Origin of the sequence: Paenibacillus pinistramenti (assembly GCF_005869875.1) — a bacterium.
In the GTDB taxonomy this organism is placed as follows: Bacteria; Bacillota; Bacilli; order Paenibacillales; family Paenibacillaceae; genus Fontibacillus; species Fontibacillus pinistramenti.
In genome coordinates this window covers 201,841-218,947 of sequence record NZ_VAWG01000001.1, presented here as the reverse complement: position 1 = coordinate 218,947, position 17,107 = coordinate 201,841, and the positions used below count along the sequence as shown (strand labels likewise).

Genomic DNA, 17,107 nt, shown 5'->3' with positions numbered 1-17,107 from the left:
TAGTATCTGTTTCCTGCCAAGCTCTAACGGTTGAAAAACGGCCATCGGCAGCTCGATAGACATAATCTGGGGGGATACAGCATGTATAAAGTATTAATCGTGGATGATGATGGATTGATTCGGGAGGACGTTCAGACGTTAATTGATTGGCAGGCGCACGGTTTCGATGTTATTGGCGAAGCGGATAATGGGAAAGCTGCGCTGCAGCTGACCGAGCTGTACGATCCGGATATCATTCTGACTGATATTTATATGCCTGTCATGGATGGAATGGAATTAATCAAGCGAGTGAAGAACGCGAAGCGGCATGCCAAGATTCTAGTCATGAGCAACTACGATGATTTCAAATCCGTAAAAGAAGCGATGAAATATGGAGCTTCTGACTATGTGCTCAAATATAAGCTTGATCCTGATGTCTTATTGGAGCTGCTCGGGCAGTTTAAAAGGGACTTAGTCGTTGAGAGACTGGAGTCCGAGCATCACGCGCAATTAGAGGAGCTGCGGCAGTATGGGCAGCAGACCTTGGTAGGACAATTCTGGCTAAGCTGGCTCACCGGCACAATGGAGGCGGATTCCTTCTACGAACAAGCGAGGCGATTGAATATCCCGGCGGCAAAGGGCGTGTGGCTGCCGATTCTCATTCAAGCGGATAAGTTCGACCGGGAAATGCTCCTGCGTGCGTCAGAGCAAGTTCAGCTCCAGGATGTACGCATGGATGCAGTAAAAGTGACGGATCATCAATATTTCCTCCTGATCTACACCACGCAGAAAAGCTATCTGCTCATCAAGCAATGCCAGCATGAAATTGCGCTTCAATTGGCAGCAGGCCTGATGGAGCAGCGGGGGATCGTGGTCAAAGGGGATATCTGCGCGCAGCCGCCGGATCTGCAGAAACAGTTTAAACTCATGAATGAGAAACTGTCCGATCTGTTCTATGACGGGTTCAAAGCACTCTTGGATACGAGCACGGCAGGTTCGGCAAAAACAACGTTAACAGATTCGACCATGATCGATCAGTATGAGCTTTCGATCATACAGGCGATTCAGGCTGCGGATGGTGATTATGCGCGCGATCAGCTGGCTCTCCTGCACCGCTATTTGGCACATGCAAGGTTGGAGCCCTCCATCGTCCGCAGCATACTTCAGCGGTTGGGCGACCAGCTGTTCCGTGTTATCAAAACGAAATGTTTATCCGCCTTGGAGCAAATTGAGATTAACGCTTTCAAACAGGCCATACTTTCCGAGCGGTCTACATTAGACAACCTGACGGCTCAGTTAACAATGATGATCACGCAATATGTGGAGCAGATGCAATCTGGCAGCTTGAACGACATGAGGGTAGAAATTCGCTACGCCATGAACTTTATGGAACGAAATTATGCCTCTGAAATTTCACTTGCTGACGTATCGAATTATGTCGGGCTTAGCAAAAATTATTTTTGTAAGCTGTTTAAACAGGAAACCGGTGACAATTTTATCAATGTCCTCAATAAAATCCGGATTGAGAAGGCAAAGCTGCTGATTATGCAGCCTGACAGCCGGGTCAAGGAAATTGCAGGGAAAGTCGGACTCGACAATTACCGTTATTTTTGCCGGATTTTCAAGCAGCTTACCGGTCTCAAACCAACTGAATTCAAACAATCGGCGAATCCGGTCCGCTAAGTGAAAGGAACTGCTGTGATGAGGCGAATCAATTTCGCGATCGGTTGGGTTAGTCTGAAATATAAGCTGATCGTCTTTATTATCGGAATCTCCATCATTCCGCTGGCCGTCGTCGGCTATCTGGTCAACACGAAATCCTCCAGCCTCGCCGTCGAACGGGAAACGGAGAATGCGCTTAATTTGAATAACACGAAGATGAACGCGCTGGACCGCTCATTCAATGAAATCGAGTTTTTGCTAAGCGATTTGGTCACGAACTTCAATACAACTTATTACTTGCAAAACATCAATGGTACCAATTATGAATCGGACCGGGCCTTCTCGGTCGTATCCGAAGTGGGATCGCGCCTAGACAGCATTATGACGAGCAAGCCTGGTCTGTTCGATGCGGTATTGATTATTCCAAGCGGGGACGGGCTTCCATTTCTAAGAGGGACTGTAAAAGATGCGGAAACCGACAACTTTACGAACTTGCCGGTCTATACCAACACGGTGAAGACGCATGCAAAAGCATTATGGCAGTACATGTATGAGAACGGGGCAGCATCGCTGACCGTATCGGAAAGCATTGTCGAGCCCTTCAGCGATGAGGTGCTCGGGATTGCTGTATTCAACGTCAATGTTGATATGCTGTTCGATGAGCTGGACGCGAATGCGCTGGCTAAAGGGGAATCCATTCAGATCGTCACGGCGAATAAGAAAGTCATTTATGATTCGGACCGGACGAAGATAGGCAGCAGCATCCAAGCGGACCTGCGGGCGGACCAATTCTGGACGGAGGCGAGCGGCAGCTTCAAGCAGAAGACGGACGAAGGTGAATGGGTCGTCTCCTACCGGACGTCCGAAGTGAATGGCTGGAAAATCATTTACCGGATTCCTTATGCGAATATCGTTCACGGGGTCAGTCAAATCTCACGTATGATTGTGCTGGTCACCATGGTCGTGGGATGCTTCGCATTTGCTGCTGCTTTACTGCTCTACCTTCATTTATACAGACCAATAGCCTCGCTCATTAAAGCGATGAAGCGTTTTGAGATCGGCCAGCTGCAGGAACGAGTAAAGATGAACCGGAAAGACGAATTCGGCCGGCTGGCCCGCGCCTTTAATTATTTGGCCGAGCGCGTGTCGATATTGATCGAGGATGTGACGCAGGAGCAGAAGGCGAAGAAGGAGCATGAGATACGGGCATTGCAAGCCCAAATAACGCCGCATTTTCTGTACAATACGATCAATTCCATCAAGTCGCTCGCGAGAATGAACCGGCCCAAAGATATTGAGGCGATGTCCGGGGCTTTAATCGATCTCCTGCGAATAAGCGCCAGTCATCAGACAGATCTCATTCGAATTCAGGATGAACTCAATTATGTCGGCAGTTACGTGACCATTATGCAGTACCGCTATAAGATGCAGCTGGTAATCGAGACTCAGATTTCAGCGCGTCTTCGAGATTTTGCCATTCTGAAATTTACGATCCAGCCGATAGTCGAGAATTGCATCATTCATGCGTTCGATCCGGAGATGACAGAGCGCCGTATTATGATCCGTACCTATGAAGAGGAAGATAGGCTTCGTATCGAAATCAGCGATAATGGAAAAGGCATGGATGCGGGGCAGTTAGATGCGCTTGGTGCAAAGGTGAGTCCTGCACTAGCAGCTCCGCGGAGCGGGCGTAAAGGCAATCTGCATATCGGCGGTATGGGACTTCGCAATATCAATGAACGTTTGAAGCTCCATTTTGGTGAGCCATATGGCCTGGAATTTGTAAGTGAGCTTGGCGAAGGAACAACGGTTATCATGTCTATCCCTTATGTAGAGCTCGATGAATAGAGGAATGTTGAGAGCAGCTGCCCGCTTGGGCGGTTGTTTTTTGTGCAGTGAAGTTAAAGGTGAAATTAAAAGAAATTAAAAGGATTTGAGGGGAAAAGGGGAAGGCAGCCAAACAACGTAATATTGTGCACCACCTCATAATATCCACTCGTTACGATGGCGCTTTCAAACCTTTAAGCTAAGGACATAGGCGCACAATCAACAGAACCTAACTAACGCACAGCTTAAAGGAGTGAAGACATGCAAGGCGTATCGAAATTAAACAAGCGTGAGAACTTCTGGGGGTATTTGTTCATCTCGCCGCAGATCATCGGATTACTGGCTTTTGTACTGTTTCCGGTGGCGATGTCCTTCTACTTAATGTTCACGGAGTGGGACTTCACCAATTCGCCGAAGTGGATTGGGATGGATAACTTTAATGTGATTTTTCATGAAGAGAACTTCTATTATGCGCTTCGCAATACGCTGTACTTCGTACTTGGCATTGTCCCGGTAACGACCGCGATCTCACTGGGAATGGCTCTGCTGACGAACCGGGCGATCAAAGGTCTATCGATCTACAAGGCGGCATTCTTCCTGCCGATGGTCACTTCGTCTGTAGCGATTGTCCTTGTCTGGTACTGGGTATTCGCGCCGGATATCGGCTTGCTCAACAATTTTCTGGATGCGATAGGTATTACAGGTCCGAACTGGCTGACTGAAGCCTTCTGGGCGCGGATCGCCATCATCATTATGAGCACATGGCAGGGGATGGGCTATTATTACCTGATCTTCCTCGCCGGCTTGAAAGGAATACCGGAGGATTACTATGAAGCGGCTGAGATTGACGGTGCCGGAAAAATGCGCCAATTCTTCAACATCACGCTCCCGCTGCTGTCGCCAACAACCTTCTTCATCATTGTCACGATGTTGATCGGCGTCTTCAATCTGTTCCAGGAATCGTTCATTCTGACTGCAGGCGGTCCGGCATTTTCGACCTATACGCTCGTCATGTATATCTACGATCTGGCATTCCGCTACTTCCGGATGGGCGAAGCCGCTGTGGTTTCCGTGGTGCTGTTCGTAATCGTCCTGATCGTAACCTTCATTCAATTCAAACTGTCCAAACGGTGGGTGAATTACATTGACTAGAACGAAGCGCGGTAATTTCTTTATTCATTTGCTTCTTATTGCAGTTGCCCTTACGACAATTTTTCCGTTCTATTGGATGATTACGACGTCTATCAAACCAAGTGACGCGATCTTTCAGGTACCGCCGCAATTGGTGCCGAAGTCGTTCACGCTGGAATATTTTCCAAAAGTATTCGAACTGATGCCGATGGCAAGGGCTTATCTGAACAGTACTAAAATTGCGGTGCTGGTCACAGTCGGCACGCTTCTGACCAGCAGCATCGCGGCTTATGCTTTTGCGAAAATCAAATTCAAAGGCAGCGGCGCTCTGTTCGCAGTCTTCCTTGCGACACTGATGATTCCAGGCCAAGTAACCCTGATCCCGCTGTATATTCTGTTCAGTAAATTCAACTGGATCGATACGCATCTGCCGCTGATCGTGCCGGCGATCATGATTAATGCATACGGGGTATTCATGATCAAGCAGTTCATGGGCGGTATTCCAAATGCTTACCTCGAATCGGCTAAAATCGACGGTGCCAGCCATCCGCGCATCTATTGGCAGATCGTGATGCCGCTGTGTAAGCCTGCCGTCATTACTCTAGGCTTGTTCACGTTCATCGGCAACTGGAATAACTTCTTCGGTCCGCTGATTTTCTTGAACAGTGAAAACAAATTCACCGTGCCGCTCATCATCTCATCCTTCAAAGGCGTTTATACGGTCGATTGGGGACTGCTCATGGCCGCTTCAACCGTCGCGATCGTTCCGATTATCATCTTGTATCTGCTCACGCAAAAGTATTATGTGCAAGGCATTGCAATGTCCGGGATCAAGGGGTGAGGCTAGGCGCCCCAAGAAGAGGAGCAGTACGATGCGGAAGAGTTTGAAAGCTGTCATCATCGCGGCCGCTCTTGCTCTGGCCGGCAGTGCAGCCGGATGGCTGGCGGCCGGGGACGGGAGCGGACAGGAGGTTCGCTCGATCTCCAAGGAGGTCTACTATGACAAGACGCTGGCAGGCATCATTGGACAGGTAGGCGGCGTGTTAACGGGCTATGAATTTGTGTCGGAAGATCCACTGCCAGACGAATGGTTCGGCTGGATTGAAGGGCCTTACAGCGGCAGCAGTGCGTATATCCAGCAGCCGCAGAATGACCGGCTTTTCGAAGATCGGGGACAGGCGGTTATCGGCTCTGATGACGATTATCATATCGATTTTTTCAATCAGCATATCCTGGATGTTCATGGTCCGAACGTATCGAACGCGGATATCAAGGCCGAATGGCTGGAGCACGACGTCAGCGACTGGGGCGGGGGCGGCGCGGCGATGGCCAGCATGAGAACGATGAATTTACTTCCGCCGCTGACCGGCAAGTCGGAGTTTAACGATTTCTATTGGGTGACAGAAGCCTATATCGAGAATGACACACTTGGCATGACTGCACCGGGGATGCCGGTAACGGCCGCCGGTTTGACTGAGAAATTCGCCAGCGTTACCGGTGAGTACGATGCCGTACTGTGGGCCAAGCTGCAGGGCACGATGTATTCGCTGGCCTATTTCGAGCAGGATGCACGGACTGTATTGGATCAAGCCGCTGCCGTATTGCCAAGGAACAGCTGGCCTTATCAGATCTACATGAAGGTCAAAGCACTGCATGATGAGAAACCGGACGATTGGCGCTGGGCGCAAAGCGAACTGCGTCAGTTTAAACGGCTGGTATATGGCTGGGATAATATCCAGGTGATTCCGGACATCAACAACGCGCTGGCGCTTCTCGCGATCCTGTACGGGAACAACGATTATACGGAATCCGCCAAGATCGCTTCATTAGCTGGCTATGACGCCGATTGTACAGCTTCTTTTGTGATGGGACTCATGGGAATTATCAAAGGCATGGACGGCGTGCCGCAGGAAGTGAAATTTGCCATCTATGCCGATGGTAAGGGCATCTACGTCAATGATCCGGATTTCACGCCTCATCTGAACGCGAATTATCCGGATGAGCAGAAGCTGACGGATATCGCTTCCCTGTATCAGAAGAATGCGGAACGGATGATCGTCTTCCATGGGGGGAGCACGGAGAGCAGCGAATATCGCATACCAGCGGAGAACCTTCGTCCTGCAGAGGTGGTCATAATCCCGAATGCGGATTTTGAACAAGGCTCGCTCGAAGGCTGGACGGCGTGGAATCCAAAGGCTGACGATTCCCACATCTATGCACAGGATAACGGTTCCGCATTGTCCGGCGATTGGAAAGGGCGGATCGATGTGAATGAAGAGGTGCAGGAAGGCAAGCTTTACGTGAAGCTGAATGGGCTGAAGAAGGGCCAGACCTACCAGGTAAAAGCTTATCTGACGGCGGATCGTGGTCTTGAAGCTCGCTTGTTCGCCGATGAATACGGCGGTCCTTACCGCTATGCATCCGTATCAAATCGCACCGGCAAATATGCGAGCCGTACGCTGACGTTCACAGCAGGCCGATCAACAGCCATCGTTGGTCTGCATGTCCCGCCGGGAAGTAAAGGAGAGCTGTCGGCTGCGCTTGACGATTTGACCGTGGAGCCGATCGTACCCGGTGCAGCCTTACAGGCAGAAGCCGAAGATGCGGAGTATACGGGCTTTGTAGTCGAAGGCGGCGGTACTGATGCATCAGGCGGACAATTCATTCATTTGGCTGAAGGGACATCCGGGAAGATCACGTTCGAGGATATCGAGCGTGAGGAAGCTGGCGAATATAGGCTGGTCATTCGTTACGCTAACCCTTCGGGTGAATTGACAAGCATGAATCTGGCAGTGAATGGAGATCCGGCTGCAGCCGCATGGTTCCCGCCTACAGGCAGATCAGCCGCATTCTCCGACAATCGGGTCGAGCTTCCTGTCGTCCTTCAAGAAGGACGGAATTCGATCGAATTATCCTCGGACGGGCAAAGCAGTGAAGCGCTGCAGCTGGACCGAATTGAAATCATGGCCGCTCCCCATGCGGTGTATCTCAAATAACAACTTGAAAATTAGTGGAGGTCATCTGCCGATGCAAGACGTAAGCTTTGAGAAGCAGCATCCATTGTTCCAATTTAATTCCTATACTTTTACCCTTTATATTCACACGTTTGAAAATGTATATGGACTGGATTTCGACCGCTGCCGGGTTATCGGGAACGAAGATTCGTTAACGGTTACTGCAGACGGATTAACCTGGGCGAATGGGCAAGAGAAGGCAGAGGGCAGGGCTGTCATTCATGTCCGCAAGAATGCGGACGGTCGAGGTGTCCGCTTCCGCGTAGAGGCAAGCACAGGCAGTAAGAAGATCCGCAGCGTCAAGCTGCTCCTTGAGGGAGTGGAGAACGGCGAGGTGATCAACCTGCGCGAAACTCCGTCCAAAGCGATTGAAGGGTCCGGGCTGCTGCTTCATTATCCGGAAGGATGGCGCAGCCTGTATACACCGCTTGTCATCATGCGAACGGACGAGGACCGTATCGTCTATTACCGCTCGCTGGACACGAGCGTGCGCGACAAACGGTTCACCTTCTTACGGACAGAGAAGGGGCTCAGCGCGGAACTGATTTTCGAAGAAGATGCCGTGCGGATGCAGAACGAAGTAAGCGTCCCGGAATGGGAGATTGGCGAATGTGATTCATTAGAAGCGATTAGCGCGCTCCATCATAAGGAGACGGAAGCGAATTTCAATCTGCAGCCTTGGGAAACAAGGAGCGACGTGCCGGCATGGGCACGGGACATCTCGCTGGTTGCGGCCATCCATATGCAGCATTGGAACGGCTATATCTTCAATGATTACAAGAAAACCGGCGATACGCTGGAATGGCTGGCTGAGCGGATCGAACCGAAGCGAATCCTTGCCTATCTGCCTGGGTGGGAAGGACGGTATTACTGGCAATACGGTGATTTCCGTCCGGATCCGCGGATGGGCGGCGAAACAGGCTTCGAGGCTCTCATGAACCGCGCAAGCAAGCTGGGGATCCGTATGATGCCGATGTTCGGGATGAATGTCGTCAATCCGGGGCTGGAAAATTTCGAGCAGTGGGGCGCTCCATCCCGTGCGCATACGGCTGGAGGCTTCCCGATCACAGGCTCTGTCGACTGGGACGGGTCGCGGCATTACGACCACGCATCGAACACGTTCCTTAATCCGGGAGCACCAGGCTGGCAGAATCGGCTTGTTGGCCAAATCGGCAAATTAATGGACCGCTATGGGTTTGACGGCGTCTTCCTGGATATCTCCGCTGCCTGGATGAACGATCCTTATTATCACTACTATGAAGGCTTCATCGAACTGTGCCGCCGTATTCGCGAGAACCGGCCGGATTGCCTGATTGCAGGCGAAGGCTGGTATGATGCAGCCGGCTTGGGAACTCCACTAATGCAGTCGGGGCACACAGACGGCGTGATGCATTGGCACGATGAGTCTTATGCGCCATTGTTCGAAAAGTACAACCGTTCGTTCGGCCATCTCTGCTTGGGTGCGCCGGGCAAAGGTTCCACTGGTGTCCATGAGCATGGATATAACCCGAATCAGCGGCGTACGCCAATTCGCAGGTCTATTATTCCGACGGTTACGATCGTGGACGATACAATCGCGACTGCTGCTGAGGAAGTCGAATCGATCATTGCAGACGCGAAAGTCTATGCTGCCCAATTTCTAACGAATCCGAAATAAAGAGGTGTCCGTATTCATGACAATTGAGATGAAACGCAAACCAACACCGCCAGTCGCGAACCGCTCGCCGCTGCAGCCAGCTGCGCTCATGAACCTGCCTTTGGGGGCGATTCGTCCGCAAGGCTGGCTGAAGGACCAGCTTCTCATTCAGGCCCAAGGGTTCACTGGCAGGCTGCCCGATCATTGGGAAGACTTGAATGCTAACAGCGGCTGGCTCGGAGGTACCGGCGAGAGCTGGGAACGCGGTCCCTATTATGTCGACGGATTGCTGCCGCTGGCTTATACCTTGCAGGATGAGGCGCTGATTGCGAAAGCGCTAGGATGGATTGAATGGACGCTTGGCAGCCAGCGAGAGGATGGTCAGTTCGGCCCTAAGACGAATGATGACTGGTGGAGCCGGATGGTAATGGCGAAGGTATTGACCCAGCATTATGAAGCGACAGGCGACGAGCGGGTGATCCCGTTTCTTCTGAGGTACTTCCGATACCAGGCCGCCAATCTCGATGAGAGACCGCTGACTGACTGGGCTGAGGCGCGCGGCGCAGAGAATGTGCTCATCCTTCAATGGCTGTACAACCGGACGGGTGAGGCATTCTTGCTCGAGCTGGCGGAGAAGACGCAGCAGCAGACCTTGGGATGGACGGAAATCTTCTCGAACTTCCCGTACTGGCGCTATCAGATGACGTTTGATCACCGCGTTCATGTGGTGAATGTGCTGATGGCCTTGAAGGAGCCGGCTCTCCGATATTTGCAGACAGGTGAGGCTCGCCACCGCGAAGCGCCGTACCGCGGGATCGAAAGTCTCATGCAATATCATGGCCAAGTTCACGGCTTATGCTCGGGTGATGAATGGCTCGCCGGGACAAGTCCGACGCAAGGCGTCGAGCTGTGCGCGGTTGTGGAATATATGTTCACACTGGAGCAGCTTGTCCGAATCTATGGGGACGGTTATTTTGCTGACATCCTGGAGAAAGTCTCCTTTAATGCGCTGCCGGCAACGATTTCTCCAGATTGGACCAGCCGCCAGTACGTGCAGCAGGTTAACCAAATCAAGTGTACCCACGAGCACCGGAATTGGACGGAGAACCGCGACGATGCGAACATGTTCGGCCTTGAGCCGAACTTCGGCTGCTGTACAGCCAATATGCACCAGGGATGGCCGAAGCTTGCTGCACATCTATGGATGGCAACGCCTGAAGGGGGACTCGCAGCAGTTTCTTATGCTCCTTGTACGGTGACAACGACAGTCAAGAATAACGTAACGGCGACAATTGAGGTGAAATCCGCCTATCCGTTCGAGGAAGGGATACAGCTCTCCATCCAAGTATCGGAGTCCGCTGAATTTCCGCTGAAGCTCCGTATTCCAGCCTGGTGCAAGGATCCTGTTGTCAGCGTGAATGGTGAAGTACAGACGCTGGACATTCAAGCCGGATTTGCGGCAATTGAGCGTATGTGGCATTCCGGCGACAGCATCATACTGCTGCTGCCGATGCAAGTCGAAACCGATCGCCGCGGCAATGATGCGATCAGTGTATCCCGGGGACCGCTCGTATACGCACTGCCAATCGGTGAACATTGGTTCAAACGGTACGGCAGCCTTCCGTTCGCAGATTGGGAGCTGTATCCGGAAGACGGCGCCGTGTGGAACTATGGACTGCTCCTTAATGACTTAAACGCGGAAAGCGTATTTGAGGTACAGACGAGTCCGGTCACCAAGCAGCCATTCTTTGCGAAAGACGCCCCTGTGCGGTTAGTCGGACGAGGCAGACGTATCCCTCAATGGCAGGAAGTCAAACATTCTGCCGGCGAGCTGCCGCTTAGCCCGATCACATCTTCGGAGCCGATTGAACGTATCGAGCTTGTGCCCTATGGCAGTGCAAGGCTTCGAATCGCAGAGTTCCCGGTTGTAAAAGAATAGAATTTGCCACATGCTCCGGCCGATTGGATTGGCCGGAGTTTGTGCTGCTCTTTGTGCTGCTCAGGGGTCCGAGACTTTGGTCATCTGCAGAATCGGATTAACCGCTGCTAATCTCTACAAATAACGGAATTTCAAGAGAAACTGGCATTCGAACTTCCACGCTTATATACTGGAATTAGAAATTGTAAACGCTGCCTAAACATTTGATGGAAAAAAGGAGAAAGAGAAGACCATGACAGTTCATTATGACTCGGAGAGATCTATTTTTCATCTGCAATCGAAAGACTCCAGCTATATCTTCCAAATCGTGAAGTCCGGTTACCCGGCTCATTTATATTGGGGACCCAAGCTGGATGCTTCGCGCTTCCATACCGACTATTTGACGATAGAGCGCTGCTCGTTCAGCCCGAACTTCATCCGGGAGGACCGCACCTTCTCATTTGATACGCTGCCGCATGAATATCCTTCTTACGGAACAGGAGACTTCCGGGAGCCGGCGCTGGAAATCCGGTTCGCGGACGGATCGGCCATTAGTGATTTCCGCTACGAGGGCCATGCGATCAAGGAGGGCAAGCCGGAATTAGCCGGACTTCCTGCTACATATACGGAGAACGATGAGGAAGCTCAAACCCTTGAGCTGTATTTGAAGGATGAACAAACCGGGCTGGCTGTTGTGCTGGCATACACCGCATTCCGCAATCTGGATGCCATTACCCGCTCGGTGCGCATTGAGAACAGAGGGACAAGCCCGGCTGTTCTGGAGCGGGTGATGAGCGCCAGCGTGGAATTCGACGATGCGGATTATGACATGCTGCAGCTGTCCGGAACATGGACGCGTGAGCGCCATATGCATACACGTCCGCTTGTGCCAGGGATCCACCGGATTGACAGCAAGCGCGGCTCCAGCAGCCATCAGCAGAATCCGTTTATTGCGCTGCTCTCGAAGGAGGCCGGCGAGGATGTTGGAGAAGTGTACGGCTTCAGCCTCGTGTACAGCGGCAGCTTTATGGCTCAGGCCGAAGTCGATCAGTATGCGACAAGCCGGGTGATGCTCGGCATCCAGCCGTTTAATTTCAGCTGGCAGCTGGAGCCGGGACAAGCGTTCCAGGCGCCCGAGGTGGTGCTTGTCCGTTCCTCGGAGGGACTCGGCGGCATGTCGCGCACCTATCATAAGCTTTACCGTACGCGTTTGTGCAGAGGCGTTCACCGCGACAAGACACGTCCGATTCTGATCAACAACTGGGAAGCTACTTATTTTAATTTTAACGAAGCCAAGATCAAAGAAATCGCTGCGGCAGGCAAGGAGCTGGGGCTTGAGCTGTTCGTGCTCGATGACGGCTGGTTCGGCCGGCGCGACCGCGACGATTCCTCGCTGGGAGACTGGAAGGAGGACCGCCGCAAGCTGCCTAACGGACTGAAGAAGCTGGGCGGGGACATTACGGAAACGGGCATGCAGTTCGGGCTTTGGTTTGAGCCGGAAATGGTCTCTCCGGACAGCGATCTGTACAGAGCGCATCCGGACTGGTGCCTGCATGTCGAAGGACGCAGCCGCACCGTCGCCAGAGAACAGCTGGTTCTGGACCTGAGCCGCAAGGATGTGTGCGATTACATTGTCGAGTCGGTCAGCAGCGTGCTGGCTTCCGCGCCGATTACGTATGTGAAATGGGACATGAACCGCAACATGACGGAGATCGGCTCCGCCCTGCTGCCGCCTGAGCGCCAGCGTGAAACGGCTCACCGCTATATGCTCGGCCTGTACGATGTGCTGGAGCGGATTACTTCAAGCTTCCCGCACATTCTGTTCGAGAGCTGTTCCGGCGGAGGCGGCCGGTTTGATCCAGGCATGCTCTACTATATGCCGCAGACGTGGACGAGCGATGACACGGACGCAATGGAACGGCTGAAGATCCAGTACGGCACAAGCATCGTTTATCCGGCCAGCACGATGGGTGCGCATGTATCGGCTGTGCCTAACCATCAGGTGCACCGCATCACCCCGTTTGAGACCCGCGGCCATGTCGCCATGTCCGGGAACTTCGGTTATGAGCTGGATTTGACCAAGCTGACCGAAGAGGAGAAGGAGAGCGTCAAGCTCCAAGTTGAGCAGTACAAGCAGCTCCGGGACCTGATTCAGTTCGGCGACTTTTACCGGCTGCTCAGTCCTTTTGAAGGCAACCATACGGCGTGGATGTTCGTTTCAGAGGACAAGAAGGAAGCCTTTGCCGCTTACTTCCAGGTGCTCGCATCGCCAAATGCGCCGCTCCGCCGCTTCAAGCTGAAAGGGCTTGATCCGAACAAGGCTTACCGGCTGGAAGCGGACGGCAGGGTCTACGGCGGGGACGAGCTGATGTACCGGGGCCTGCAATTAACGCCGCTGGAGGGAGATTTCAAGAGCTCCCTGTTTATCCTTCGCGAAATTTAACGCTATAAGACGTTTAAAAACAGCTGACGCCCGGTTTTCCGGGCGTTAAGCTGTTTAGTCATCAATTTTCCTGTGTTATAATAAATATAGGAAAACTGGAAGCAAATGAGCTGGCTTCAGCGGTTGCTTCAAATAATAAGGAAAGGATCAGGATACCATGTGTTCCCGAAGGACAAAATCCGAAAGGACGATTTGGAAACGTTGTGATCTCTCTTATACTTAGCTCCCTTTCGTAGTGGAATGGCGGATTAGGCTAATACCCTGCGAAAGAAGCGTGTGATGATGCGAAGGACAAAGGCTCGAAGGACCTTCTTTGCAGGGCGTTGCCGAAAGGACAACAAAACTGCGATAAGAGGGATACCGGATGAGAAGACCAAAAACAATCAATATCAGACAGATTTTAATGATTCTAACGGGTTCGGGTTTGCTTGCATTTACGTATTACCATATTAATTTTCAAAATCACCTGGCAGAAGGCGGATTTGTCGGCGTGGCGCTGATCTGCAAATATTTGTTTAACCTGCCTCCAGGCCTGATGACCATTCTGCTGGACATTCCATTAATGATCCTTGCTTTCTTCTTGAAAGGCCGCCGTTTTATCGGCTATATGCTGCTTGGGTCAGTTTCTTTCTCAGCTATGTACGAAGCCTGCGAGCGCTTCTCGCCGCTTCAGCTGGATCTGCACCATAACCTGCTGCTTGTTGCCATTATTTCCGGGCTGTTGACAGGGATTGGAGCCGGTCTCGTGCTGCGCGGGGGCGGAGCCTGCGGCGGAGATGATATTTTGGCCTTATGCCTTACTAAATGGACCGGATTAAAGATCGGTACGGTATTTATTGTGCTTGACGCCGCTGTGCTGCTGCTCTCCTTGCTGTTCCTGCCGTTGAAGGAGACCTTGTTCACGGTATTGGCTGTTTTAATCGGCGGGAAAATGATCACCTGGGTCGTCGGCTACCAGATGAAGACCAAACCTGCGGTTTCGATTTCTTATGTAGTCGACATGGTTGACGGCAAGACGACGGCGAAAGCTTAAGATCTGCGGGCGCTCTTCCTGTGAAGGGAGAGGGCCTTTTTTTCATAAAAAGAGTCCTTTATTCATTGTATTCACAGGTTTGAATCCCCATCTAAAGGAGTGCAGTGCATGAGTAAGATTAACCGCAAGGGAGAGGCTCTCATCCAGGAGGTAACCGGGACGGAAGTGCCCTACGGCTGTCTGGCCGTATGGTTTCTGGGGCAGGAAAGCGTCATCGTCAAAGGAGGCGGAGTGACGGTCTACATCGATCCGTTTGTATCGGAATTTGAGGAGCGGACTTATCCTGCGCCGATCGCGCCCGAGCATATTAACAATGCCGATTTGTGTCTCATTACGCATGAGCATATCGACCACCTGGATCCGGCCACGCTTTCGGTGCTGGTGCGGAATAATCCTTCGGTTCAGATGGTAGCCCCGGCCTGGTGCCGCCAGCAGCTGCTGGATATCGGTGTGAAGGACACGGCCCTGCAAAATGCGGATACCGGGATCTGGACTTCTCCGTGCGAAGGGGTCCGCCTGCGGGCTGTTCCTGCCGCTCATGAGCAGCTGGAGCAGGACGGTCAGGGATTCCACCGCTATGTCGGCTATGTGCTTGAGCTGAACGGTGTAACCCTGTATCATGCGGGAGATACCATTATTTATGACGGCTTGCTGGAAAAGGTGCGTGAGCACAACGCCGACTTGGCGATGCTCCCTATAAATGGGCGTGATTATTTCCGGACAAGCCGGGAAATTGTCGGCAACATGGACTACCGGGAAGCGGCCGAATTTGCCCATGAAGCAGGCTTCGAGACGGTCATTCCGCTTCATTACGATCTCTTTGCCGGCAATGCCGAGAATCCGGGATATTTTGCCGACTATATGTACCGTCATTTCCCAGAGCAGAAGTTTCATATTATGGCCCGTTCGGAACGGTTCGTGTACGTATCGCCGCGTGCGTTTCAGAACAGTAACGTCTAACATTCGGCATTCCGTAAAAAGAGTAAAATCCCGCCAAGCCCTGGAATCTAATCTGGCCTGGCGGGATTTTTTTGATGGGTTTGCCCGAACGGTTTGGCAGCACCGCTCAGCCAGCACCGCTTAGCCCGTTAGCTTTGCCCTTCAGACGGTTCAAGCGGAAGAACGGAAGGCTGCCCGGCGGAGGAAGCAGGGGAAGAGGAAACCGACGACTCGCGCACGACCAGCTCGGAATCGACGACAAATACGCGCTCATCCGCAAAATGATTCTCGTTCATCTGGTCGATGAATTTCTCGACGAGAATGGCGCCCATCGTATACTTTGGCTGGCTGACCGTGCTTAATTTCGGATTGACATATTTGCTGATCCGGCTGTTATCGACTCCGATGACTGCAAGCTGCTGGGGAATAGAGATGCCGAGCTCCTCGCAGGCCCGGTACACCCCAAGCGCCATGTCGTCATTGGCGGCGAAGACCGCTGTAAAGTGAAGCCCCTTCTCTAACAGCCGTTTCATAGCTTCATAGCCGCCGGCTTCATTGAAATTGCCGTTCTCCACGAAATCTGGGCGGAACGGAATCAGGTGCTCTCTGAGCGCCTTTAAATATCCTTCCAGACGTTCAAAGCTGTCTACGGCATCCGGATATCCATTCAGGAAGACAATATCCCGGTGTCCCTGCTGAACCAGATGGTTGACAACCTCACGGGAAAATTTAACGTTATCGGTGTAAACACAGGGAACACGTTCATGCTGCACGTTCCGTCCCACAACCGCCACGTAATAGCCTTTATCGGCAAGCTCGATAATTTCCTCATCGGAAATAAGCGGCACAATGAGAATAAGGCCGTCGATTGTCCGGTCCAGCAGCAGGTTCAAATATTCCTGCTCCTTCTCTTTCTGATTCTCGGAATCGCAGATAATGACCCGGTATTTCTGCGCATAGGCCATATTTTCAATTCCTTTAATAATTTCGGTAAAATAGGCGCTGTTAATGTCCTGGGCAATAACGCCGATCGTTTTGGTCTTCTGGGAACGAAGATGCTTGGCGGCGGCGTTGGGATGGTAGCCCAAATCCTCGATGGCCTGCATGACCTTTAATCTAGTTTTTTCCGTTACGCCGCTGGAGCGGTTCAGCACCCGGGAGACAGTGGCGGGAGAGACGCCGGCTTTGGCGGCGACATCGACAATTTTAGTATCCATCATAACCCTCAACCTTGAAATTTAATGTGGTGAATAAAATGATATGGACCTATTATAATGTAAGCTGAAATCGATTACAATAACTTTTGAAATCCGCAGAACAAAGGGATTTGACTGCTCATAATCAAGCAATTACCCGGGAAAAAGTCCATCTTTCATCGCTGAACTCAAGAAATCGATTTCACTGACCGAGCTCACTACAGCAAAAAAAGCGCTTAACTCCCAAATAAATCCCTGCAACAGAAATCGATTTCAAATTTATTCGCCGGAGGCCCAGGCTCCCGGCAAGGTGTTTCGATCGTGCTGCA

Annotated in this window: 11 protein-coding genes; 10 read left to right on the top strand and 1 reads right to left on the bottom strand. The window is 51.9% G+C overall.

The genetic code is table 11. The features are described 5' to 3' along the window. The first annotated feature begins 81 nt into the window (after positions 1-81). The 10 genes from FCN15_RS01055 (at position 82) to FCN15_RS01010 (ending at position 15,603) form a co-directional block, all read left to right on the top strand. Complete coding sequence (locus tag FCN15_RS01055) at positions 82-1,662, top strand: response regulator (RefSeq protein ID WP_138493093.1); 1,581 nt, start codon at positions 82-84, stop codon at positions 1,660-1,662. A gap of 18 nt (positions 1,663-1,680) precedes the next feature. Beyond that, positions 1,681-3,489: a cache domain-containing sensor histidine kinase gene (locus FCN15_RS01050; protein ID WP_138493092.1), complete on the top strand. Its 1,809-nt coding sequence runs from the start codon at positions 1,681-1,683 to the stop codon at positions 3,487-3,489. 240 nt (positions 3,490-3,729) lie between these two features. Continuing rightward, positions 3,730-4,620 (top strand): carbohydrate ABC transporter permease, encoded by an 891-nt coding sequence (locus FCN15_RS01045; RefSeq protein WP_138493091.1) that lies wholly within the window; start codon positions 3,730-3,732, stop codon positions 4,618-4,620. Continuing rightward, a complete protein-coding gene (locus FCN15_RS01040; protein ID WP_138493090.1) occupies positions 4,613-5,440 on the top strand; it encodes a carbohydrate ABC transporter permease in 828 nt (275 codons plus the stop codon). The genes FCN15_RS01045 and FCN15_RS01040 overlap by 8 nt, the downstream gene beginning before the upstream one ends. Before the next feature lie 31 nt (positions 5,441-5,471). Then, complete coding sequence (locus FCN15_RS01035; RefSeq protein WP_162515261.1) at positions 5,472-7,595, top strand: ADP-ribosylglycohydrolase family protein; 2,124 nt, start codon at positions 5,472-5,474, stop codon at positions 7,593-7,595. A gap of 31 nt (positions 7,596-7,626) precedes the next feature. Beyond that, positions 7,627-9,270, top strand: a complete 1,644-nt coding sequence (locus tag FCN15_RS01030) for a hypothetical protein (protein ID WP_138493088.1) — start codon at positions 7,627-7,629, stop codon at positions 9,268-9,270. A gap of 16 nt (positions 9,271-9,286) precedes the next feature. Further along, a complete protein-coding gene (locus tag FCN15_RS01025; protein ID WP_138493087.1) occupies positions 9,287-11,188 on the top strand; it encodes a beta-L-arabinofuranosidase domain-containing protein in 1,902 nt (633 codons plus the stop codon). A 232-nt stretch (positions 11,189-11,420) separates the two neighbouring features. Further along, positions 11,421-13,610, top strand: a complete 2,190-nt coding sequence (locus FCN15_RS01020) for an alpha-galactosidase (RefSeq protein WP_138493086.1) — start codon at positions 11,421-11,423, stop codon at positions 13,608-13,610. Positions 13,611-13,974: 364 nt separating this feature from the next. Beyond that, positions 13,975-14,643 carry a YitT family protein gene (locus FCN15_RS01015; RefSeq protein ID WP_138493085.1) on the top strand — a complete coding sequence of 223 codons (669 nt, stop codon included), beginning with the start codon at positions 13,975-13,977 and terminating at the stop codon, positions 14,641-14,643. 108 nt (positions 14,644-14,751) lie between these two features. Further along, the gene (locus tag FCN15_RS01010) at positions 14,752-15,603 is read left to right on the top strand and encodes an MBL fold metallo-hydrolase (RefSeq protein ID WP_138493084.1); all 852 of its coding nucleotides are present in this window, start codon (positions 14,752-14,754) and stop codon (positions 15,601-15,603) included. Between the two features lie 128 nt (positions 15,604-15,731). On the opposite strand, the gene FCN15_RS01005 is transcribed toward FCN15_RS01010, so the two are convergent. Next, entirely contained in the window at positions 15,732-16,799 is a 1,068-nt protein-coding gene (locus FCN15_RS01005; protein WP_138493410.1) for a LacI family DNA-binding transcriptional regulator, read from the bottom strand. Between the last annotated feature and the right edge of the window lie 308 nt (positions 16,800-17,107).